The organism is Georgenia sp. TF02-10 (assembly GCF_022759505.1).
Classification (GTDB): Bacteria; Actinomycetota; Actinomycetes; order Actinomycetales; family Actinomycetaceae; genus TF02-10.
Genome location: NZ_CP094289.1, coordinates 404,518 through 426,737, shown reverse-complemented (window position 1 = coordinate 426,737; position 22,220 = coordinate 404,518). Strand labels below are relative to the sequence as shown.

Sequence of the window (22,220 nt, the reverse complement as noted above, 5' to 3'; positions counted from 1 at the left end):
CCCTTCCTGGTCCCGAGCAGCCTATGCCGACCCACCGACAGGCCCGCCGCGGCCCGCTCCTTCTGTGCACAGGCGGCGGCGGAGCACCAGGCAGGCGGCGGTGAGCCAGGCGGCGAGCACGGTCACCGCCACGGTCACCCGCAGCGGGACGCCGGGCCCGCCCCACCAGGCGAGCGCCGCCACGGCGACGGCGGCGAGCAGGGAGCCCGCCGACGCGGCCCGGGCGCCGGCGCGGGCGGCGTACCAGGCCAGCACCAGCGCCGCCGCCACCCCGGCGTTCAGCGCCAGGGCGGTGCCGACGTCGTGCAGCGCGCCGTGCCACGACAGCTCGAGGGCCGGCGGCGGGCCGCCGGGCGGGAACCCGGTCCCGGGGTCCACCACGAAGGCGCCGGCGAGCACAAGCCCGGCGCCCATGGCCGTCACCAGCCAGCCGGCGAGGGCGCCGCTGGTGCCCGGCGCGGCCCGGCGCACCCCGGCGCCGGCGGCGCCGACGAGCAGCCCGGTCAGCACGAACGCGGCGATCTGGGTCCAGCCGTGCTCGCCGCGGCTGAGCAGCGAGAGGGCGTGCACGCCGAGCTCGAAGCCGGGCCGCCACAGGGCCTGCCCGAGCAGGACGGCGAGGAGGACCGGGCCGGCGACGACGCCGCAGGTGAGCAGCCGCCGGGTGGCCGTCAGCTCTCGGGGGCCGTGGCCGGCCGGCGACGTCGTCTCGGCGCTCCGGGGGTCTGGCGCCATGCCGTCATGGTTGCACCGCGGCGGTCGCGGCGGGGTCGTCCCCGCCGAGCCGCCGTCGCGGCGCCGTCGGGGCGCCGTCGGGCACCGTCGCTGCCGCCGTCGGGGCGCGTGTGCATACCGGACGGGGACGGCATAGTTGCCACCGACCACAGATCGGGCCCGCCGACGGTGACCCTGGCGCGGGGTGCCCGACGCCGATCCTGGAGACCTGGATGACCGACACCGACCATGGAGCCCCTGGCATGACCGACGCCGCCCCGCCCGCCCTGACCACCAGCGACGCCGCCCGCGCCTACGGGCGGGACCTGCTCGTCGGCAGGCACGTGCGGCTCCGGCCGCTCGCCGACGCCGACCTGCCCGTGCTCGACCGGTGGTGGCAGGACCCCCAGTGGCAGGTGCTGCAGCAGGGGAGCGTGCTGCCCCGCCCGGCCGGACCCGCCGGGGAGCAGTTCCGATCCTGGAGCGGCAACGCCGGGCCGGGCTCGGTGGGGTTCTGCGTGGAGACGCTGGCCGAGGGCCAGCTGGCCGGGCACATCGTGGTCTTCGGCGCCGGGCTGCCGGCGCGGGCGGGCACGCTCGCCGTCATCCTCGGCCCGCCGTTCACCGGCCGGGGCCTGGGTCCGGACGCCGTCGACGTCATGCTCGGCTACGCCTTTCGCGAGATGGGCCTGAACCGGGTCGAGCTCCGCGTGTGGGCGTTCAACACCGATGCGATCCGGGCGTACGAGCGGTGCGGGTTCGTCGTCGAGGGCCGTCGTCGGGAGGCGGCCTTCCACGACGGGCGCTTCCACGACGAGGTCCTCATGGGGGTGCTCGCCCGCGAGTGGGAGCACCGGTAGGCCCGGGGATGCGGCCGCCCCCGCGGCCCGACGAGCGTGGCGCATGCCACACGCAGGTCCGGGAGCAGGCACAATAGGAGGGTCGGCGACGGTCCCGATCCAGGGAGGACGCGATGCCAACGGAGTCGGCCCGCGCCCGGGCGGAACGGATCCGCCGTGAGCGCTACGACGTCTTCGACCGTCTGATGGACCTCAGCCGCGACGGCGACCTCAGCCGCGAGGCGGCGTTCGCGATCTACCGGGACCTGACGCCGCCCGGTGCCCAGCAGGTCCTGCCGGGGAGCCCGCACCTGCACGAGCTCGACGCCAACGCCGGCGAGGAGTGGTGCATGGACTGCGGCGTCCCGGCGCGCGACTGCCGGCCGGAGGTCGCGCCCTGATCGTGCCTGGGGTGGCGCCGACGGGCGGGCCGCCGGACCCCTGAGCCGGACCACCTCGCCGCGCCGGAGGGCGGCGGGGGCGTCCGCCGGCGGGCGACGGGGGTGGCGTCAGCGCCGGCCCTCGACCTGGCGCCTGAGCCGGCCGAGCTCGCGCTCGACGGCGCCCTCGGCGCCCAGCCGGTCCAGCGCCTCCCGCACCCGGGGCGAGTCCGGGTCGGTCCACGCCAGCTCCTCGTGCGCGGCGGCGCGGGCCTGGAGCTCGCGGACCTCCCGCTCGGCCGCGGCCAGCGCGTCCGTGTCCTCACCCGCCGCCCACGGCGCCTGCGCGGCCAGCGCGGCCCGGGCGGCGTCGTGGTCGGCGCGCAGGGCCAGCAGGCGCAGGCGGTCCTGCTCCACGCGGTCCTCCAGCGCGCCCACCGTCCGCGCGAGCGCGCGCACCCGCGCGTCGAGCGCCGCGTGCTGCGCGGTCAGCCGGTCGGCCTGCTCCCGGGCCTGGATGCCGCGGCGCAGCAGGTCCCGGGCGCCGTCGTCGTCCCCGACGGCGACGGCCGCGGCGGCCCGACGGTCCAGCCCGGCCGCCTCCTGCCGGGCCTGCTCGGCGAGCAGCTCGGTGCGCCGGCGGTGCACCGCGAGGTCGGCGACCGACCGGCGGGCCTGGTCGATGTACTCAAGCCGGCGCTGGTACGCGGCCTCGAGCGTGGCGATGGGGTCGGCCGCCGGCTGCCGCGCGGCCCGCTCGGCGCGGACCACCCGGGTCAGCCGCCGTCGCAAGGACATCAGACCGTGCGGCCGCGGCGGTAGGAGGAGTCCCACACCCGCAGCGCCTGGACCTCCAGCGCCAGGTGGTCCCCGGCCCGCTGGAGGTGGTGGTTGTCGGCGGCGAGGCCGGTGCGGTGCAGCGTGCGGCGCAGGTCCGCGGCCAGGCGGGTGTGGTCGCGGACCTGGTCGGCGAGCCAGGAGGCCCAGGCGGTCTTCAGCTCGCGGTCCGGCTCCCGCTCGGCCAGGCGCAGCTCGGCGTCCAGCTGCTCCCCGGCGCGCTGCAGGTGGGCGGCGACCGAGGGCAGGTCACCCATCGGGCGCTGCTGCGCGCGGGCCGCGCCGAGGCTGCGCTCGACGGCGTCGAGGGAGCGCTGCACCTCCAGCCGCATCCGGGCCAGCCGGCGCCCGGCGTCGTCGCCCATCACCGTGCCCACCACCAGCCGGCCGCGGTCCATCCCGCGGCGCAGCCGCCGGGACCGGCGGACCCGGCGCACCACCAGCCAGGTGGTCCCGGCGAGCGCGGCGGTGAGGACGACCAGCATCACGCCGCCGACGAGCAGGAGCTGGGCGACGGCGTCACCGATGTCGGCCACGGTGACGTCGGCGGGCACGGGGGTCATCTCGGGCACCTCCACCTGGTGGGCCGGCGCCCACCCCCTCCACTGTAAGTGGCCGGCGGTGGGCCGTCACCGGTTCTCGCCCGAGCCGGTCGCCTGCCGACGTCGAACTGGCTGCGCCCGGCATCGGAATCGGGAGCCCACCTCCGGCCCGGACTGGCCGCCCACGCCCGGCCCGAGCCGGTTGCCCGGCGAGGTTGACCTTGTCGCGGCGTCATGGTTGATGCTGGGGCGATGCGGATCGGTGAGCTCGCCCGGATGGCGGGCACGACCGCGCGGGCGGTGCGGCACTACCACCGGGCCGGGGTGCTGCCGGAGCCGGCACGGAGCGCCAACGGTTACCGGCGCTACGACGTCGAGGACCTGGTCCGGGTGATGCGGATCCGGTGGCTGCTAGCGGCCGGCCTGTCGCTGCGGGAGGTTGCGGCCGTGCTGCAGGACGACGGCGCCGCGGGGCTGGACCTGGCGGCGGAGCTGGTCGGGGCGCTGGGCCGGGTGACCGCCGAGCGGGAGCGGCTGGACCGGCAGGAGCGGGTGCTGCGCGAGCTGCTCGACCAGGTGCGGTCGACGCAGCGCCCCTCGGCCGTCAAGCAGGAGGTCCGCCGCGCGCTGGACGCCCTCGCCGACGCCGTCGCGCCCGGACCGGGGAGCGTCGTCAGCACCGAGCGCACCGCCGTCGACCTCATGGTGCACCGCGGCGTGGCCGGCGCGGAGGCGCAGGAGTCGCTGACCGCCGCCTACCAGCGCATGAACGCCGATCCCCGGCTCGCTGCTGCGGTGCAGGACCTCGACCGGCGCTTCCAGGCCCTCGCCGGCGTGGACCCGGCGGCTGCGGCGGAGGAGATCCGCGCGACCGCCGCGGTGCTCGAGGCGGTGCTGACCGAGGTCGACGTCGACGGGTTCCTCCGCTCGCTGGAACCCGCCGGGCTGGCCGACGGCGACGGCGACGGCGACGGCGGGCTGTGGCTGGCCGCGCTCTTCCCCGATCCCGCGCACCAGGCAGTCCTCCGGGACGTGATCTCCCGGAGGCCGACGTGACGAGGACGGAGAGCCAGGACCAGGCGCCCCACGGGGCGCACGGGCGGCTCGGTGACGGGGCGGACGGGCGGCTCGGCGGACCCGCCCGGCCCGACGGCGTTACCGGGCCCGGCGGCGTTGCCCGGCCTACCAGGGTCGCCCGGTTCGCCCGGTGGGCGACGGTAGCGGTGGTCGCGGTTGAGGCGGTGCTGCTCGTGGCCGGCCGGGTCGACCTCGGCGCGGCGGTCGCGGTCCTCGTCGCGGTGGAGCTGACCCTGGCCGCCGTCGTCCTGACGGTGGGGTGGCGTGCCGCGCGCGATCACGACGGCGACCGTCTGGGGGCGGCGGTGCGCGCCGTCCTGCCGGCGCCGGTGGCCGCCGTCGTGCTCCTCGAGGTCGGTCAGCTGCGGGCGCTGTGGCTCCTCCTCCGGGGCCGCACCGCGGCCGAGGGGCCGGCGGACGTACCGATCCCGTACGCCGCCGGGCGCGGCGCGATCTACCTCATGGTGGTGGCGGTGTGCCTGATCGAGCTCCTCGCCGTCCACCTCATGGTGCCGTGGCACCGGTTCGGGGAGTGGTCCTGGTTGCGGTGGCTCGCGTTGGCCCTGTCCGCCTACGCGGCGGGATGGGTGCTGGCCTGGTGGGCCGCCCAGCGCACCCACCCGCACCTGCTCACCGCCGACGCGCTGGTCCTGCGCAACGGCGTCATCGTCGCCCTGCGCGTGCCGCTCGCCCGGGTCGCCCTCGTTGCGCCCCGGCGCCGCGGCCAGGGAGCCGACGGTCGGCTGATGCTCGGCGGACCGGGTGGCGGCACCAACCTCGATATCGAGCTCACCGGTTCGGTGACCTGGCGCAGCCTGACCGGGAGGCGCGAGCGGCAGGTCAGTGCCGTCTCCCTCGAAGTCGACGACGCGGCGGCCGCTGCCACCAAGATCCAGGCGGCGATCACCAGCGGCCCCCCCATGGGCAAGCGCCGGTTGCGGTGAGCCTGCCCGAGCGGGATCCGCTGTGAACCTAACCGTCGGCTTGTCGCGAGGACGGCGGCGACCCCGGCGGCTGGCCGCAAGAGTGCCGCCCCGGCTCGCATCGATCGTCCGGGGTGCTGCCAGCGTCGACGTAGCGCTGCTGCGAGCTGGCAGGCAGGGATGTCAGTGGTGGCGGCTACGTTCGGGACATGGACGACGACGTTCCCCGCGGTGCAGCGACCGAGGCCTTACGCCCGGCGTGCGGTGCCGCTCGCGACCCCGAGACCGGTCGCCGCGTCGAGCTTGTGGGTAGCCGCGGCGGCGATGTCGGTGGCGGCGGCTACGTTCGGGGCATGGACGCAGACGTTCCCCGCCGGGCACCGACGAAGGTGCTCCGCCCGGCCCACGATGCCTCCCGCCGCGCCGGTGTGCGAGGCGCCCTCTCGAGGGTGTGGGCAGCGGAGGCAGCGATGTCAGTGGCCGCGGCTACGTTCGGGGCATGGACGCAGGCGTTCCCCGCGGGGCCCGGGCAGGGGCGGTCGCGGCCGGCCTCGCCGCCGGGCCGGTGCGTGGCGGCAGCGGGGTGGAGCGGGCCCTGGCCCGGTCCCTGCAGCTAGCTTCGGTGGCACCGGTGACCACCGCCCCCGGTGACGTCGCCGAGGACGCCCACCGTGCGGGCGCAGGCCTCCCGCGCGAGACCGGCCCGGCCGGCCCGGCCAGCGGTGAGGCGTCGTGGTGGGGGTCCTGGCGGCGGGATGGTCTGGGTCAGCTGGTCCAGGTCCTCGACGGCGTCGAGCTCTACCCCGCTCCCGCGGGCGCGAACCAGCGGGTGGTCTACGAGGCGCCCGGGGAGGCCTACTTCGCCCCGCCCGGCACCCCGGCCGCCGAGCTGGAGGCCCGGGCGCCGGGCCTCGCCCTGGCGGCGGATCTGCTCGACCTGCCGCTGGCCGACGTCGACCCCGGCGTGCTGGTCGAGGCGGTCGCCGGGTGGGAACGGATCATCGCCTGGGCCACCCACCGCCAGGCCAGGGCGGTCTCCGAGCTGGTCAACCGCCGCCTGCACGACCGCCGGACGCTGGGGATGGTGGGCAAGCTGAGCTCGGCGACGTATGAGCTCCAGGCCCGCCTGGCCACCACCCAGTACGCCGCCGAGGCCAAGGTCGCCCTCGCCGCCGGCCTGGACACCCACCCCGTGGTCGCCGACGCCCTTCAGACCGGGGCGGTGGACCCGAAGAAAGCCGACGTCCTGCTCTTCGCCGAGCCCTGCCTGCCCGACGACGACCGACGCCGCCTCCTCCCAGGATTGATCGAGCAGGCGAAAGACCTCTCCGCCTCCCAGCTCCGCCAGCAGGTCCGCCAGGCCGCCCTCGGCACCGACCCGGACATCGGCGCCAAGCGCCGCAAGCGGGCCTACGCCGACCGGCGGGTCGAGGTCACGCCGGCGGATGACCAGATGGCGTGGGTCTCGGCGTACCTGCGCGCCGACGCCGCCGAGGCCACCCGGGTCGCCGTCGACGCCCTCGCGGCCGCGGCCCGCACCCCCGGAGACCCCCGCACCCTGGACCAGCGCCGCGCCGACGCCTTCGCCGACGTCTTCACCACCCTCCTGGACCAGGGCACCACCCCAGGCGGGCTCCCGCTGCCCAAGCGGGGCCCGTACCACCCGCACCTGATGGTCACCGTCGCCGCCACCACCCTGCACGGCCTGGACGAGGCCCCCGCGCACCTGGCCGGGTACGGCCCGATCTCCGCCGACCTCGCCCGGACCATCGCGAAGGACGCGACCTGGCGGGCGGTGTACACCGACCCCGGCGGGCACGTCACCGCGGTCGGCACCCGGGCCTACAAGCCCGGCGCGGTCATCGGCCGCACCGTCATCGCCCAGAACCCCGAATGCACCTTCCACGGCTGCCGGCAGCCGGCCTGGCTGTGCGACCTGGACCACATCGACGGTGCGCCGTGAGGCGCCTGTTGATCGAGCGGAGGTGAGAGACCTGCGCCGCCGGCCTGTCGCAGCAGGACGGTGAAGCTGAGGGCAGCCTGACCCGGGAGGTGCCGGGATCGGGTGGCAAGCGGCCCTGACAAAGCCCTGACGGGCCGGTACTGCCAGACGGCGCGGGTGGGGCGAGCGTGACGGAAAGGTATACGCAAGAAACCGGCGTCTTTACGGCCCTCGATGGTCAACCGGCCCGAACCTGGCGGATCTGGGCCGGATGCGACGCGCACCCACACCTCACGGGGTGGGGAACTTCCCGGACGTGTCTTCGAGCGAAAAGGAAGGCCATGGTGAAGGTCTGCGGCGTAGCCGTGGCGATGTCGCAGGGTCATAGTCGGGTGCCTCCTCCGTCGAGCGATCAACAAGTGAACACGGGAACCGTCCCGGTCCCGCCCCCTGGTCGCGCAGCCAGCGCGGACAGCGGGCTGGGCCCACCGTCGGCCGATCGGTCCGGGACGGGACGGAGCCGCCGTAGTAGTCCGAGTCCGGGAAAGCCGGTCACATGGCGAAGGGCGGCAGCGGTATCGAGCAGCAAGGAGTTGTCACAGTGAAAGACGCACCGGTGAACACCGGCGCACCACCGTCGCGGAGCGATCCGCACCGGTGGGTATCGCAGATTCAGACCAGGCTGCACTCTTGGGCGGTGGCCGACCCCGGCCGCCGGTTCGATGACCTGTTCAACCTCGTGCACGACCCGGCCACGCTGGAAGTGGCGTGGGACCGGGTCGCGGGCAACACCGGGGCGCGAACGGCTGGTTCGGACGGCCTGACGGTCGCCCGGATCGAGACCGGGATCGGTGTGCCGGTGTTCCTGGAGGACCTGCGCCAGCAGGTCCGGACGGGCACGTTCCGCCCGGAGCCGGTCCGCGAACGGCGGATCCCCAAGACCGGCGGCAAGGTCCGCCGGCTGGGGATCCCCACCGTGGCGGACCGGGTCGTCCAGGCCGCGTTGAAGCTGGTGCTGGAACCCATCTTCGAGGCCGACTTCCAGCCGGTCTCCTACGGGTTCCGGCCCCGTAGGCGGGCGCAGGACGCGATCGCCGAGATCCACCTGTTCGGCACCAAGCGGTACTGGTGGGTGCTGGACGCGGACATCGAGGCGTGCTTTGACCGGATCGACCACACCGCCCTGCTCGGGCGGGTCCGTGGCCGGGTCAAGGACAAACGCGTCGTCGCACTCGTCCGGGCGTTCCTCAAGGCCGGGCTCCTCACCGAACTCGGCCAGTACGAGGACACCGCGACGGGGACCCCGCAAGGGGGCATCCTCTCGCCGTTGCTCGCCAACATCGCGCTGTCGGTCCTCGACGAGGCCCTGCACGCAGACTGGCAGCCCGGCGGACGGATGGACACCCGTGGCAAACGCCAGGGGCGGATCAAGCGGGGCCAGGCCAACCACCGGATCATCCGCTACGCGGACGACTTCGTGGTCATGGTCAACGGCACCCGCGAGGACGCCCTCGCCCTGCGCGAGCACGTCGCGGAGGTGATCGCGCCCATGGGCCTGGTGCTCTCCGAGGCCAAGACCCAGGTGGTGAACATCCACGACGGCTTCGACTTCCTCGGGTTCCGCATCCAGCGGCGCCGGAAGCGAGGCACCAACAAGTGGTACGTCTACACCTTCATCGCAGACCGACCCCTGCGGTCGGTCAAGACGAAGGTCCGTACCCTTACCAACAGGACATCACAGCAAGGCCTCGGAGCCACGCTGATCCGGCTCAACCAGATCCTGCGTGGCTGGACCAACTACTTCCAGCACGCCGCAGCCAAACTCACCTTCCACCGCCTCAGCCAGTACCTGTGGTCACGGCTCGTGCGCTGGCAGCGGCAACTCCACCGCTGGAAGTGGGCGGACGTCCGCCGATGGCTCACCACCCCCACCGGGCGGTGGCGACCCATCCACGCGGACGGGATCGAGATGTTCGACCCCGCCGCGGTACCGGTCACCCGGTACCGCTACCGGGGTGCGATCCCCACTCCCTGGGCCCTTGCTGGACCGACCGCCTGAGCAGGACACCGTGGAGAGCCGGATGCGGTGAGAGCCGCACGTCCGGTTCGGCGAGCGGCCTGGGGAAACGGACCCGGCGCAATCCGGGCACCGCGCCCCAGGCCGACTCAACAGTTCGACCACACCCGCACCGACCTGGTGCAGACCTCCCCGGAGAAGCTCGGGCCCGGCTGCCGCACCCACCACGGGCTGAAGACCACCAAGCTCTGGGACGTCATCCGCGACCCCGCCACCGGCGCCACCACCTAGATCGCCCCCACCGGCCACCGCTACACCCGCCCGGCCCACCGACCCCCCGGCCTCCCCCCACCCGGAAGCGGCCCCGGCGGCTCCGGCGGCGATGGCTCCGGCGGCTCCGGCGGCAGCCCGCCACCGCCCCGCGAGATGTACCCCGACGCCAACGGCCACATACCCGAGGACCCGCCCTACTGATGCGTACCTCCGCTCAGTAGCGGGGAGCAACCGACCGTTTCGCCCGCAGACCGCGCCGACGCTCAAGTCGGCGACTCACTCCTAAACCGCTCCTGTCCCGGGCCGCGACAACCCTTGCCTCACCGCGGAGAGCGGCGGCCGGGCAGCGCTGATGGCACCCGTGGCACCCGTGGTACCCAAGTTCAGTGCGCACCGGCCGCAGGACGAGCGCGAATCCCCGTGACCACGAGTTTCGGCTCGGCGCTCCGGCGCACAGCGGGTCGTCACCGGTCGCACGAAATACGCCTCAGCGCTCCACGACGCCGCGCAACGGGCTGCCGTTGAGCAGCGCCGCAACGTTGTGGGAGATGAGCTCGTCGGCGCCTACCGGGCGCCCGCCCGCGGCATGCGGGGTGAGGATCAGGTTCGGGGCGTCCCACAACGGGGACTCTGCCGGCAGAGGCTCGACGGCGGTCACGTCCAGGGCGGCACCGGCGATCCTGCCCTCGGTCAGCGCCCGGACGAGGGCGTCCTCGTCCACCGTGGCGCCGCGGCCGACGTTGACGACGTAGGCATGGTCCGGCAGCGCGGCCAGACGCTCGGCGTCCAGCACGTGCGCCGTCTCGGCGGTGGCCGGCAGGATCATGACCAGCACGTCGGTGTCGGGCAGCTCGTCCATGATCGACGTCTCCGCGACGACGTCGAACCCGGCCCGCTGCCCGGCGCTGCGGGCCACGCCCCGGACGGTCGCGCCGAGGTCTCGCAGCAGCGGGGCGAGGGTCTGGCCGATGTGGCCGAAGCCCCATACCAGCACCCGGGCGTCGATGAGGGTGGTGACCGCTCCGGCGGGGTGCAGCGGCTGCACGCCGCCGAGCTCGGTCGCCCAGCGGTGCTCGCCCTGGGCGCGGGCCGCGGCGGGCAGGCGGCGCACCAGCGCCAGCACGAGCGCGAGGGCGTGCTCGGTGACGGTGCGGCTGTGCAGCCCGGCGCCGGCGGTGATCACGACGTCGTCGGGGAACCCGGCGGCCAGCACGCTGTCCGGGCCGGCGGAGAGGGTCTGCACCCACCGCAGGTTCGGCATCTCGCCGGCGACGGCGGCGAGGTCGGCCCGAGCGCTGCCCCACACGACGAGCGCCTCGGCGTCCCGGTGCTCGGCCGGGACGGGTGCGCCGGCGTCGTAGGTCACGGCCGTGACGCCGGCCGGCAGGGTGGGGTCGAGCGGGAGGGAGTCGGGCAGCAGGAGCTTCATGGTCGCCTTTCGTCGGTCGGTTCAGGGTAGAGGGAGGGGCCGGACGACGGCGGACGGCCCAGGCGCCGTCGTGGGGACCGGAGGCGGACCGGAGGCGATCGGAGACCGGGCGGCGTCAGGACGACGGGACCGCGCGCCGTCGTGAGCGGCCGGACCGGGCGCCGTCGTGAGCGGCGGGACCGGGCGCCGTCGACGGGCGACCCCAGCCCCCGTCACCTGGCCCGCCCCGCGACGGCTACGCTCGGGCCGTGACGGGCCGAGACATGGTGGGCAAGGCGCTGGAGCTGCTTACCCTGCTGGGCGAGGACCCGGACGGGGCGACCCTGTCCGAGCTCTCCCGCCGCAGCGGCTTCCCCACCTCCACTGCGCACCGCCTGCTCGCCACCCTGCTGCAGGAGGACTTCGTCCGGCTCGACCCGCAGACCAAGCGGTACAGCCTGGGCCTGCGGCTCTACCAGCTCGGCGCGACGGTCTCGGCCCGGCGCGGCCTGGGCGGGGTGGCGCTGCCCTTGCTGCGCACGCTCTCCCGCCGCACCGGCGAGGCGAGCCTGATGTCGGTCCTGGACGGGGAGCACCAGCTCTACGTCCACCACATCGAGGGCAGCCACGGGGTCGGGGTGAAGGGGGAGACCGGCACGCTGGGCCCGCTGCACTGCACCGCCATGGGCAAGTGCCTGGTGGCCTTCGCCGACCGCGAGACCCGCGCCCACCTGGTCGAGCACCTCGAGCTGACCCGGTTCACCGACCGGACCATCACCGACCGCGCCCGGTTCCGCGCCGAGATCGCCGCCGTGCGCAAGGCCGGCTTCGCCGTCGTCGACGAGGAGCACGAGCAGGGCGTCCGGACCATCGGCGTGCCGGTCCTCGGCGCCGACGGCACCGCGCTGGCGTCGCTGTCGGTGCCGGCGCCGGCCTACCGGCTGCAGGTCCGGGACCTGCTCGGCTTCCTCCCGGCGCTGCGCGAGGCCGCCGCCGAGCTGGCCGTGCTGCTGCCGCAGCGCTGACGGCGTCACCGGGCGGGGGCGACCCGCGCCTCCGCGAGGGCGTCGACGTTGACGTCCAGGTCCCGGCCCCGGGTCTCCGGGGTGAGGAACGTCGTGACGATCGTCAGCAGGGTGAGCACCGCCAGGTAGCAGGCCAGCGGCAGCCAGGAGTCGCTGAAGGTGCGCAGCAGGACCGCGCCGACGAGCGGGGCGATGCCGCCGGCCAGCACGGCGGAGAACTCCCGGGCGACCGACACCCCGGCGTAGCGGTGGTTGGCGCCGAACAGCTCGGGCAGCAGGGCGCCCTGGGCGCCGAACATCCCCCACGCGCCCACCCCGAGCGCCACCGAGATCATCGCGATGGTGGCCGGGACGTTGCCGGTGGACATCACCCACCAGGTGGGGAAGACCAGCACGAGCTGGAGGATGGCGAAGCCGCGGTAGGTGCGCACCCGGCCGAAGCGGTCGCTCAGCAGGCCCGCGATGGGCACCGTGATGGCGCCGACGACGGCGGCGCACACCAGGGAGATGGCACCGATCGGTCCGGGCTGCTCCACCGAGGCCAGCGCGACCGTGACCACGTAGCTGACCGCCAGGGTCTGGTACATCGAGGAGCCGCCGTTCTCCGCCAGCCGCAGCCCGAAGCCGAGCAGCACGCTCTTGGCGGAGGTCCGCATCAGGGAGCGCAGCGGGCGCTCCTCGACCTGCTCGCGGGCCTTGAGCTTGGCGAACTCCGGGGACTCCTTCAGCGCCAGCCGGATCCAGATGGCCACCCCGAGCATGACGACGGAGGCCAGGAACGGCACCCGCCACAGCCAGCCGTGGACGATGTCCTCGCTGGGCAGCAGGAGCAGGAAGAAGACCAGGGCGGCGAGCACGGTGCCCAGCTGGATGCCCAGGAAGGGCAGCGCCGCGAAGAACCCGCGGCGGTTGCGGGGGGCGTACTCGGTCATCAGCACCGCCGCCCCGGCCTGCTCGGCGCCGGCGCCGAAGCCCTGCACCAGGCGCAGCACGATGAGCAGGACCGGCGCCCAGATGCCGACCGACTGATATGTGGGCAGGAACCCGATCAGGGTGCTCGCCCCGCCCATGAGCAGGACGGTGATGAGCAGGACCTGCTTGCGGCCGATCCGGTCCCCCAGGGAGCCAAAGAACAGCCCGCCGAGCGGCCGGACGGCGAAGCCGAGGAAGTAGGTGCCGAAGGACAGGATCCGCCCGACGGCGGGGTCGGCGTCGGTGAAGAACAGCTCGCTGAAGATCAGCGCGGACGCCAGGCTGTACAGGGCGAAGTCGTAGTACTCCATGGCGCTGCCCAGCGAGCTGGCCCAGGCGGCCCGCCGCAGGTCTGCGCCGGTCACCCGCGAGGCGTTCGTCTCGGTGGCGTCGGTGTTCATGATGGCCTTCCGTCGTTGGAGTCTCACCGGTGGCAAGGGACCGAGCGTGGCAGCGCCGCCGCCCGGGTCAAGGGGTCCTGGTGCGGCCCGCGCCGGTGCCACGGGTGTGCGCCCGTGCGCTGGACCGACCGGGGCCGCTGCCCGGGCCGGTGCTGGGTGGCGCCTGCCCGGGATGGAGCTGTTCTGCTGGTTCGGGGTCTCGCGGGGCCGCTGCGGTTAGCCCGCGGCAACCCGGCACGAGTATGGCCCTGCTTCCCGCATAGCGGTAGCGTTTCCCGCTATACGGAAGACCGCCGCACCGGCGTGATCAGCTCCGCATCCCCTCGCGCTCCCTCAGCGCGGCCGGCTCAGCCCGGCTCGCCCGGCAGCCGCCGTCGCCGTCGCCCGTCCCGGCCGGACCGCCGTCGGGGCCGCAGCGCCCGCACCTCGTCCCGGCGCCGCAGCCCCAGGCGCGGCGCCGCGGTGCGGACCGTTTCGGCGTCGGGCAGGATCCACCGCCGCCACCGGGCCAGGATGCTCAGCCCGGCGCCGACGACGATCGCGGCCACCATGCCGAGCGTCTCGTGCCCCTGGCTGTGCAGGACGATCAGCGCGCCGGAGGCGAAGATCGCCGACGTCGCGTACAGGGTGTTGCCGCCGAAGACGGCCGGCACCTCGCCGACGGCGACGTCCCGGATGATCCCGCCGCCGACCGCCGTCGTGACCCCGAGCATGATCGCCGGCATGACGCCGAGCCCGGCGGTGAGCGCCTTGGACGCGCCGGTGGCGGCCCAGGCGCCGAGGACGAGGGCGTCGGCGACCAGCACCACCCGGTTCCACCACCGGCCGCGCAGGTGCAGCAGGAACGCGACGAGCGCCCCGGCCAGCGCGGTGCCGAGGTAGGCGGGGTCGGTCAGGGCGACCGGCGGGCCGGCCTGGAGCAGGGTGTCCCGCAGCATCCCGCCGCCGAGGGCGGAGACGATGGCGAGGATCGCGAAGCCGACGATGTCGAACCCGCGGCGCCGGCCGATGAGGCCGCCCAGCACGCCGTTGAGGAAGACGCCGGTGAGGTCGATCGCCCGGAACACGTCCGGCATCAGGTCCCCGAGCCGGGCAGCCACGTCCGCGACCACTACGCCACCGTGGTGCCGAAGGCCAGCCCGAGGAGGTAGGTGACGGCCGCGGCGCCGTACCCGATGCCGAGCTGGCGCAGGGCGCGGCGCAGCGGCGGGCCGCCGGAGAGGACGCCGACGACGGCGCCGGTGCCGAGCAGCGCCAGGCCGACCAGCCCGGCGGCGAGCAGCAGCGCGGACGAGCCGGTCAGGCCGAACAGGTAGGGCAGGATCGGCAGCAGGGCGCCGACGGCGAAGAAGCCGAAGCTGGACAGCGCCGCCGACCAGCCGGTGCCGATCTCCTCGTAGGCCGACTCGGCGGGCTCGGGCGCGTCGTGCCCGGCGCGGACGCGGGCCAGGACGGCGGCGGCGTGCCCCTCGGCCTCCGTCGCGCTCATGCCACGGGCGCGGTAGACCAGGGCGAGCTCGTTGACGTCGACGTCCAGGTCGGGCAGCGCTGCGCCGGCGGCCGGGTCGGGCCGGGAGGACTCGAGCAGCTCGCGCTGGGACCGCACCGAGACGTACTCCCCCGCCCCCATGGACAGCGCGCCGGCGAGCAGCCCGGCCAGGCCGGTGAACAGCACGGTGCCGGCACCGGTGCCGGTGGCGCCGATGCCGAGGACGAGGGCGAGGTTGGACACCAGGCCGTCGTTGACGCCGAAGACGGCGGCCCGGAAAGTACCGGACATGCGGGAGCGGCCCCGGCTCGCCAGGGCCCGCACCACCTCGCCGTGGACCCGCTCGTCCGCGGCCATCGCCGTCGTCGCGTCCTCCTCGCTGGCGTAGGCCGAGCGCTGCTCGGCGCTCTGGGCGAGGGCGAGGACGAAGACCCCGCCGAAGGTGCGGGCGAGCCAGCCCAGGACGCGGCTTCGGACGGCGGCGCGGGCCGGCTTGGCGGCCGCGGCGCCGAGCAGGTCGAGCCAGTGCTGCTCGTGGCGGCGCTCAGCGTCGGCCAGGCCGAGGAGGATCTCCCGCTCGGCGCCCTCCCGGCGGGCGGCCAGGTGCCGGTAGACCGCGCCCTCGGCGCGCTCGTCGGCGAGGTAGCGGCGCCACCGGCGGACCTGCTGGGGCGTGGGCTGGTCCTGCCGCTCGGTGGCCTGGTCCTGCTGGGAGATGGACTGGTCCGGGCGGGGCTCGGGGGCGGTCGGCTCGGGCACGACTGAGATCGTCTCAGGCGCGGATGGCCCATCGAAGACCTGCCTGGGTGCGATCAGCCACTGTTCGCCGACCCGAACGTAGCTTGCCGGGGCGCCTGAAGCGGCACCGAACGGCACCACGACCGAGCGCCGGCCGAGTGGGCGGCGCCCGGCCGCACTGCAGGCGGCCGGGCCCCGGGTCGGCCGGGCCTCCGGTGGCCCGACGCTGGCGGTCAGATCTCCGGCTGCGGCGGGGTGGGCTCCATCGGCCCGGAGGTGCCCCGGCCGGTGTTGCCGGCGGGGACGTCGCTCCCGTCGTTGCGGCCGCGGGAGATCTTGTCCTTGACGACGGCGCCGACCTTGTCGGTCACGGCGGCACCCCGCTCCTTGGCGGTGTCCGTCACCTTCGTCTCCACCTTCTGGACGTTCTCCTGGACCTTGGGGTTGGACCAGATGGAGGCGCCGTAGCTCTTGATGCGCTCGTACTGAGCCCGGCCCGCGCGGGCCCCGAGGACGTAGCCGACGCCGGCGCCGACGAGGAAGGACATCTTGCCCATGTGAAACCTCCGAGAGTTGGTGGTTCATGAGCCTAGGGCCGGCGACGGAAGGGTGCTCGACGGAGCGCGGACGACCCGCCGGAGCTCGCGGACGGTACCGAGCGCCCGGACCGGACGGTCCGCCGGGAGCGACCGGCAGGCGCCCGGGCGCGACGAAGGGGCGGACCGAGCCAACCGGCCCGGCCCGCCCCTCCCGGTCGTCAGCCGACGGGGACCAGCGTCGTCAGCCGACGGAGACCAGGGTGGAACCCACCTCGGATGTGCCGTCGGAGAACCGCACCCGCCCGAAGTACGGGGTGGTCCCGTCGGTGGCCAGCGTGCCGGTCAGCGTCACCGGCACGCCGGTCTGGACCGGGACGGTCGCCGGGTCGAAGACCAGGTTGCCCGCGTCGGCGTCGGGCACCTGGAACACCCGGATGCCGAACGTGGTCTCCGGCGCGGCGTTGGCCACCGCCCACGCCTGCACGTGCAGGGTGTACTCCCCGGCGGGGACGTTGTCGATCGTCAGGACCTCGTCCGCCGCGCTGGTCGACGCCGCGGCCACCACCTGGGTGCTGCCCTTGCGGGTGAGGAAGAGGTCCAGGTCGTCCGCGTCGGGATTCGCCGACTGCAGCTCCACCCGGAGCAGCGGCGACCCGGTCACCGTCAGGTCCTGCATGTACACCCGGTCGGTGCCGATGACCGTCTGGTAGTCCGCACCGTTGGTGTTCGGGGCGGTGCCCTGCCGCACGTCGCCGGCGGCGAGGCCGTCGACGGCGGCCGTGAGCTGGCCGGTGTAGCCGGGCGTCACCGGGATCTCCACGGTGTCAGCGTCCACCGGGACGCTGACGGCGGCCGGGGCGCTGAGCGCGACCGGCTTGACGACGATCGGGCTGCGCGCGGACGTGCCGTTCCGGCCAGTCCAGGTCAGGTGACCGGTGGCGTATGAGCCGAGCTCCGCCGTCGTGCGGGTGAAGGTGATCTTGACCTCGGCGCTCTCGCCGGCGCCGAGCCGGAGCTGCTGGGGGCTGACCGTCACGTCGATGCCCTCCAGCCCGTCGACCCGGACGTCGTAGATGCCCCGGCCGCCGCCGGTCGCCACGTTGGTGACGGTGCGGGTGACGGTCTGCGTCCCGACGAGGGAGCCGATCGCGATGGAGGCCTGGTTCAGGTCCGAGGCGTCGATCGGGTTGTCCGAGACGGGGGTGCCGTCGGTGTAGGTGACCCCCTGGCCGGCGAGGAAGTCCCACCAGTCGTCCTGGTCGGCGTCGTAGACGAGGCCGGGGTTGAGCGCCTCGCGCGGGTCGACGAACCCGGCGCCGGTGGCGAACGGGTGCGAGGACGCGGCGCTGGCGTGGTCGTTCGCCGTCGTCATGAAGGCAGACTTGATGGCCATCGGCGACCAGTCCGGGTGGGCGTCCTTCATCAGGGCGCCCAGGCCGGCCATGTGCGGGGAGGACATCGAGGTCCCGGAGGAGAAGTCGAAGTCCCGGCCCATCGCCCGCGGGCTGTAGGCGGCGAGGACGCCGACGCCGGGGGCGGAGATGTCCGGCTTGAGGATGTCCCCGCCGGCGCCCAGGGACGGCCCGCGCGAGGAGAACCCGGCGACCTCGGGCACCTGGGTGGTGGAGCCCTCGTTGGTCTCCTCGATCCGGCCGGTCGCGCCGGGCTGGGCGGCGTAGGCGCGCAGCGCCGGGCGGTCGGTGTGCGGCAGGTGGACCGCGGGCAGGACGTGGGCGTCGAGGTCGAGGGAGGACTCGGCGGTGTTGACGAGCACCATGGCGACGCCGCCGGCCGCCTTGACGACCTGGCCCTTCTCCACCCGCGGGTTGTCGCCGCGGTCGCAGACGACCATCTTCCCGGCGGCGCCCGCCGGGTCCAGGGTGCCGGGCTTGCACAGCGCCGCCTGGGCCGGGTCGGCGCCGGGGGCGGCGATGGCGTCGGCCAGGACGAGCGGGGTGTCCCCGATGCCGGCGGTGACGGAGGAGCCGATGTACCGGGCGCCGTCGCCGGTGACCAGGGTGTTCTCCTGGATGTGGTGGGTGGAGGCGGCCACCGTGGTCAGCCACGGCGAGGGGTGGTTGGTGGTGGACTCCGCCGGCCCGCTGTTGCCGGAGGACGTCGCGACGAAGACGCCGGCGTCGGCGGCGTACATGAACGCCAACTCCACCGGGTTCAGGTAGTCCTGCGACGTGCCGGAGATGGAGTAGTTGATGACGTCGACGCCGTCGGCGACGGCCTGGTCGATCGCGGCGACGGAGTCCGAGGTCGCGCACCCGCCGTCGCCGTCGCTGGCGTCCCAGCACACCTTGTAGGCCGCGACGTGCGCGCTCGGCGCCATGCCGGAGATGTCCCCGTAGTACCGGCCGTCCACGCTGGCCGGCACGTCGTGGTTGCCGGCGGCGGTGGAGGCGGTGTGGGTGCCGTGGCCGTCGACGTCGAGGGCGGAGATGCTCTCGTACTCGGCGAGGCGGGCGGTGCCGAAGCCCTCGACGAAGTACCGGCCGCCAACGAGCTTGTTCGAGCAGTCCTCGGGGCCGAAGTCGTCCTCGTACCCGGGGGCGCCGGGCACGCACTCCCCGCTCCAGTCGGTGGGGGCGCGCAGCCCGCGGTCGGCGAAGGAGGCGGACTCGGGCCGGATGCCGCTGTCGATCACGCCGACGACGACGCCCGCACCGGGGCCGTTGCGGACCCGGCTGACCCCGCCCAGCTGGGCCCAGACCCCGCCGCGGCCGGTCAGGCCGAGGACGTCGGGCGAGACGTAGGTGTCCATCTGCAGGATCTCGTCCGGGGTGATGGACAGGACCTTGGGGTCGCGGGCGAGCTCGGCGGCCTGCGCGGCGGTGAGGTCGGCGGCGAACCCGCTGACGGTCTCCGTGTAGCGGTGGGTGGCGCGGGCGCCGGCGGCGCGCAGCGCCTGGTCCTGCCGCTGCTCCAGGTGGGCGCGGTAGTTGCGGGACCGGGCCGTCTCCGGGTCGAACTTCTCCCCCTCGGCCGGCTTGGTGGCGGCGAAGCCCTTCACCCCGCCGTCGTAGCCGGCGACGGGCTCGTCGCGCATGAGGACGACGAACCGGCCGTCCTCGAAGTCGGTGGTGTCCGGCGGGGTGACCGGCTCGGCCGGCGCGGTGACACCGGTGCCCGGCTCGGCCGGCTCGGTGGGCGCGGCGCTCGCCGAGGTGGCGGCGGGCAGCGTCGCGGCGGCGAGCCCGGCTGCCGCGACGGCGGCCAGGCCACGCCGGCGCAGCCCGGCCCAGAGGGAACTTCTCATCGATGCATCTCCTGCCTACAGGGCCCGGCAAAGTGCGGGCAAAGCGGTACTGCGCATCCGACCGCTTCCGGACCGATCCGTCAAGGACCGCCGTGCCGGAGCCGGCAAGGGACTTTCGGCCATGGCCGGTTCCGGCCAGGTCGGGGTTCCGGCGACGGCGTGGCGGTGTCCGCTGCGGGCGCCGGCACCGGCGGGCGCACGGGTGCCGGACGGGCCATGCTGGGAGCCCGCGAACCGAGAGGAGGAGCCATGACCGACGTCGGCGCGGCACCGATGGACCCGAGCAGCTCCGAGGCCGACCGCACCCAGCTCGACCTCGCCGTCGCCCAGGGCGAGGCGTACGGCAACGCCCTGCACCATATGGCGCAGAACGTCGCCCACGACGGCGGCGAGCAGCCCGCCGGCCAGTACCTGGTGGGGTACGCCGTGGAGGACGCCGAGGGCATGTACCACCTGGAGGACGGTGCGCTCGTCTGGCACAACCCGGAGGGGGAGAACGCGCACGTCGAGGTCGCGGTGCGGGACGCCGCGGACGGGCGCTTCGTGCCCGGGCTGCACGTGACGGCAACGATGGTGACGCCCTCCGGGCAGGAGCTCGGCCCGCACGTGCAGGAGCTGGTGTGGCACCCGATGCTCTACCACTACGCCCGCAACTGGACCCTGCCGGAGGACGGGGAGTACACCCTGCGCGTGCACATCGACCCGCCGACGTTCATGCGCCACGACGAGATCAACGGCCGGCGGTTCGCCGAGCCGGTCGACGTGGACTTCACCGGCGTGCGGATCGCCCGGGGGGCCGAGCCGGTCGAGCCGCCGGCCTGACACCGGTGGCAGGGATCGCCGTCGGACGGACGGACGCCCGTGTCGGATGACGTCCGGCTCAGCGCGGACCAGGCCCGCGCGATGGCTGTCAGCGCCCAGGGGGTGCCCGGCGGGTGCGCATCACCGACGGCAGCACTGCGGCGGACCGCCCTGATGCAGATGGACCCGCTGACCCGCGTGGCGAAGGCGCACCTGCTGACGTGCGCCGCCCGGCTGCCCGCAGAGGCGTCCGTCGGCGCCGTCGCCGCCGAGCTCTGGGGCCGGGAGGCGCGCACCTTCGAGACCTACACCCACGCCGCCTGCATCCTGCCCATCGAGGACTGGCCGCTCTTCGAGATCCACCGGCGCCGCGCCCGAGCCCGCCCCGACGCGCCCCCGGCAGCGCTGGCCCGGCGGGTCCTGGAGACGATCGCCGCCAGCGAGGCGGGGCTCACCGTCCGCGAGTTGCAGCAGGGCGAGTCCCCGGCCGCCTCGTGGGGATGGTCCCAGACCCGTCGGGCGGCCGAGCACCTTGTCTGGCGGGGCGAGCTCGCGTGCACCGACCGCCGGCGCGGAGAGCGCGTGCTCGACCTCGCCGAACGGCGGATCCCCGCCCACCTGCTCGCCCAGCACCCGAGCGACGCCGAGTGCCTCGCGGGCCTGGTCGAGCGCGCGCTCGGCGCGCTCGGGGTCGCGACGGCCGAGGACGTGGCCGCCTACCACCATCTGGGTCCCGAGGCGGTCGCGGCCGCGCTCGCCCGGGCCGGGTACGCCCGCGCTCGGGTGAACGGCTGGACCGATCCTGCCTGGGTCAGCCCGGCGCCGGGCCCCGGGCACCCGCGGGCGGACGACCCGCGGCTCATCGGCCCGCTCGACACCTTGATCCGGGACCGCGACCGGACCCGCCGGCTGTTCGGCTTCGACTACGTCTTCGAGGCGTACAAGCCGGCGGCCAAGCGCCGCTACGGGCACTACGTCCTGGCGTTGCTGGACGGAACCACGCTCACCGCCCGGGTCGACGCGCACAGGGACGCGGACGCGCTCGTCGTCGACCGCCTCTTCACCGAGCCCGGGACGGCGCCAGACCGGGCCCGGGACTGCGTCCTAGCAGCCACGACCACGCTGGCGGGACAGCTCGGGCTTGGGTTCTCCGTTCCTGCCTAGCGTTCGGCCCTGGACCACCACGTCCTCGTGCCATGCTCGGCACTGGTCCGGGCCGACCAGAGGGGACTGCACAGATGCCACGGCGAGCGGTGAGCCTGTCCCTGACGGCTGCGCTGGCGGCCGCCGTGGCATCGTGCACGCCCGAGCCGCGGATGGACAACAGCGCGCACTTCGCGCTCACCGAGGCTCGGGTGCGCCTCACCGGCGACCAGACGTACTCGATGAACCTGCTGTTCCTCGACGACGCGGGCTCGCCCGTGTGGGACGAACTGGGGGCGGTCTCGCTCGACGGCGGTGTGGAGGTCACCGGTTTCGAGGTCGTCGCGGGCGACCGCACCGACAGCGGCCGGCTGGGGAATCTCATGGTCGACGTCGAGCCAGGACGCGACGCGGTCGTGCAGCAGGTCGAGCTGCGCTACGGCGACACCGTCCAGACGCACCGCATCGGCAGGTGGCAGTTCGTCGAGCGCGAGCAGACGGATCCGCTGGTCGACGCCGTAGACCGCTACATCGCCGGGTACCCGAGCACCGACCACTTCGAGGCCGAGCTGACCAACACCAGCGACAGCACCGTGGCGCTGGGCACGCCGGATTTCGGAGACATACTTCAGCCCCGGGCGGTACTCGTCGACGGTGCCCCCATGGGCGATGGGCTGGTGGAGGTCGGCCCGGACGAGGAGGTTACGTTGAGGGCCAGCTTCGCGCCGCAGGAATCGGCGGACTTCCTGGTGGTCACGCCCGTCGTCCCGGTGCACCAGGCGGACGGCACCGTGGTAGAGGTCTACCTGCCCGAGGCCAACCTGGGCATGATGGACATCACCGACGAGGACGTCTCGGCGATCGCGAGACGGTGACCCCGCCTTCTTGCACGCTC

19 protein-coding genes are annotated in these 22,220 nt (G+C 74.7%); 10 read left to right on the top strand and 9 right to left on the bottom strand.

The window, feature by feature from the left end:
• Window positions 1-21: 21 nt before the first annotated feature.
• Complete coding sequence (locus MF406_RS01970; protein WP_242896350.1) at window positions 22-735, bottom strand: DUF998 domain-containing protein; 714 nt, start codon at window positions 733-735, stop codon at window positions 22-24.
• A 212-nt stretch (window positions 736-947) separates the two neighbouring features.
• Between MF406_RS01970 and MF406_RS01965 the strand changes: the two genes are divergently transcribed.
• Complete coding sequence (locus MF406_RS01965) at window positions 948-1,574, top strand: GNAT family N-acetyltransferase (protein WP_242896349.1); 627 nt, start codon at window positions 948-950, stop codon at window positions 1,572-1,574.
• 113 nt (window positions 1,575-1,687) lie between these two features.
• Window positions 1,688-1,954: a hypothetical protein gene (locus MF406_RS01960; protein ID WP_242896348.1), complete on the top strand. Its 267-nt coding sequence runs from the start codon at window positions 1,688-1,690 to the stop codon at window positions 1,952-1,954.
• 108 nt (window positions 1,955-2,062) lie between these two features.
• On the opposite strand, the gene MF406_RS01955 is transcribed toward MF406_RS01960, so the two are convergent.
• Together MF406_RS01955 and MF406_RS01950 are read right to left on the bottom strand one after the other, a co-directional pair.
• Window positions 2,063-2,731, bottom strand: a complete 669-nt coding sequence (locus MF406_RS01955) for a PspA/IM30 family protein (RefSeq protein WP_242896347.1) — start codon at window positions 2,729-2,731, stop codon at window positions 2,063-2,065.
• On the bottom strand, window positions 2,731-3,333 hold the full coding sequence (locus MF406_RS01950; protein WP_242896346.1) for a hypothetical protein: 603 nt from the start codon (window positions 3,331-3,333) through the stop codon (window positions 2,731-2,733). Before MF406_RS01950 ends, MF406_RS01955 begins: the two co-directional genes overlap by 1 nt.
• A gap of 231 nt (window positions 3,334-3,564) precedes the next feature.
• Between MF406_RS01950 and MF406_RS01945 the strand changes: the two genes are divergently transcribed.
• The 4 genes from MF406_RS01945 (at window position 3,565) to ltrA (ending at window position 9,313) form a co-directional block, all read left to right on the top strand.
• Window positions 3,565-4,368, top strand: coding sequence for a MerR family transcriptional regulator (locus MF406_RS01945; protein ID WP_242896345.1), 804 nt, complete (start codon window positions 3,565-3,567; stop codon window positions 4,366-4,368).
• Window positions 4,365-5,333 carry a hypothetical protein gene (locus MF406_RS01940; protein ID WP_242896344.1) on the top strand — a complete coding sequence of 323 codons (969 nt, stop codon included), beginning with the start codon at window positions 4,365-4,367 and terminating at the stop codon, window positions 5,331-5,333. The genes MF406_RS01945 and MF406_RS01940 overlap by 4 nt, the downstream gene beginning before the upstream one ends.
• Before the next feature lie 478 nt (window positions 5,334-5,811).
• Window positions 5,812-7,275, top strand: coding sequence for a DUF222 domain-containing protein (locus MF406_RS01935; protein WP_242896343.1), 1,464 nt, complete (start codon window positions 5,812-5,814; stop codon window positions 7,273-7,275).
• Between the two features lie 676 nt (window positions 7,276-7,951).
• Window positions 7,952-9,313, top strand: coding sequence for a group II intron reverse transcriptase/maturase (ltrA, locus tag MF406_RS01930; protein ID WP_242896342.1), 1,362 nt, complete (start codon window positions 7,952-7,954; stop codon window positions 9,311-9,313).
• A gap of 718 nt (window positions 9,314-10,031) precedes the next feature.
• Here the strand turns inward: ltrA and MF406_RS01925 are convergent.
• A complete protein-coding gene (locus MF406_RS01925) occupies window positions 10,032-10,973 on the bottom strand; it encodes a phosphoglycerate dehydrogenase (RefSeq protein ID WP_242896341.1) in 942 nt (313 codons plus the stop codon).
• Between the two features lie 248 nt (window positions 10,974-11,221).
• On the opposite strand from MF406_RS01925, the gene MF406_RS01920 reads away from it, so the two are divergent.
• On the top strand, window positions 11,222-11,977 hold the full coding sequence (locus MF406_RS01920) for an IclR family transcriptional regulator (protein WP_242896340.1): 756 nt from the start codon (window positions 11,222-11,224) through the stop codon (window positions 11,975-11,977).
• Between the two features lie 5 nt (window positions 11,978-11,982).
• Here MF406_RS01920 and MF406_RS01915 read toward each other — a convergent pair whose 3' ends face one another.
• The 5 genes from MF406_RS01915 to MF406_RS01895 form a co-directional block, all read right to left on the bottom strand.
• Complete coding sequence (locus MF406_RS01915; RefSeq protein ID WP_242896339.1) at window positions 11,983-13,350, bottom strand: MFS transporter; 1,368 nt, start codon at window positions 13,348-13,350, stop codon at window positions 11,983-11,985.
• Between the two features lie 347 nt (window positions 13,351-13,697).
• Complete coding sequence (locus tag MF406_RS01910; RefSeq protein WP_242896338.1) at window positions 13,698-14,462, bottom strand: trimeric intracellular cation channel family protein; 765 nt, start codon at window positions 14,460-14,462, stop codon at window positions 13,698-13,700.
• Window positions 14,462-15,556, bottom strand: a complete 1,095-nt coding sequence (locus MF406_RS01905; RefSeq protein ID WP_242897929.1) for a VIT1/CCC1 family protein — start codon at window positions 15,554-15,556, stop codon at window positions 14,462-14,464. Before MF406_RS01905 ends, MF406_RS01910 begins: the two co-directional genes overlap by 1 nt.
• A 254-nt stretch (window positions 15,557-15,810) precedes the next feature.
• Complete coding sequence (locus MF406_RS01900) at window positions 15,811-16,134, bottom strand: YtxH domain-containing protein (protein ID WP_242896337.1); 324 nt, start codon at window positions 16,132-16,134, stop codon at window positions 15,811-15,813.
• Window positions 16,135-16,357: 223 nt separating this feature from the next.
• Window positions 16,358-19,381, bottom strand: a complete 3,024-nt coding sequence (locus MF406_RS01895) for a S8 family serine peptidase (RefSeq protein ID WP_242896336.1) — start codon at window positions 19,379-19,381, stop codon at window positions 16,358-16,360.
• 249 nt (window positions 19,382-19,630) lie between these two features.
• Here MF406_RS01895 and MF406_RS01890 point away from each other — a divergent pair, with 249 nt between their 5' ends.
• From MF406_RS01890 to MF406_RS01880, 3 genes are all read left to right on the top strand, one after another.
• Window positions 19,631-20,203, top strand: a complete 573-nt coding sequence (locus tag MF406_RS01890) for an iron transporter (RefSeq protein WP_242896335.1) — start codon at window positions 19,631-19,633, stop codon at window positions 20,201-20,203.
• 39 nt (window positions 20,204-20,242) lie between these two features.
• The gene (locus MF406_RS01885) at window positions 20,243-21,346 is read left to right on the top strand and encodes a DNA glycosylase AlkZ-like family protein (RefSeq protein WP_242896334.1); all 1,104 of its coding nucleotides are present in this window, start codon (window positions 20,243-20,245) and stop codon (window positions 21,344-21,346) included.
• A gap of 89 nt (window positions 21,347-21,435) precedes the next feature.
• Window positions 21,436-22,200, top strand: coding sequence for a hypothetical protein (locus tag MF406_RS01880; protein ID WP_242896333.1), 765 nt, complete (start codon window positions 21,436-21,438; stop codon window positions 22,198-22,200).
• The last annotated feature ends 20 nt before the right edge of the window (window positions 22,201-22,220 follow it).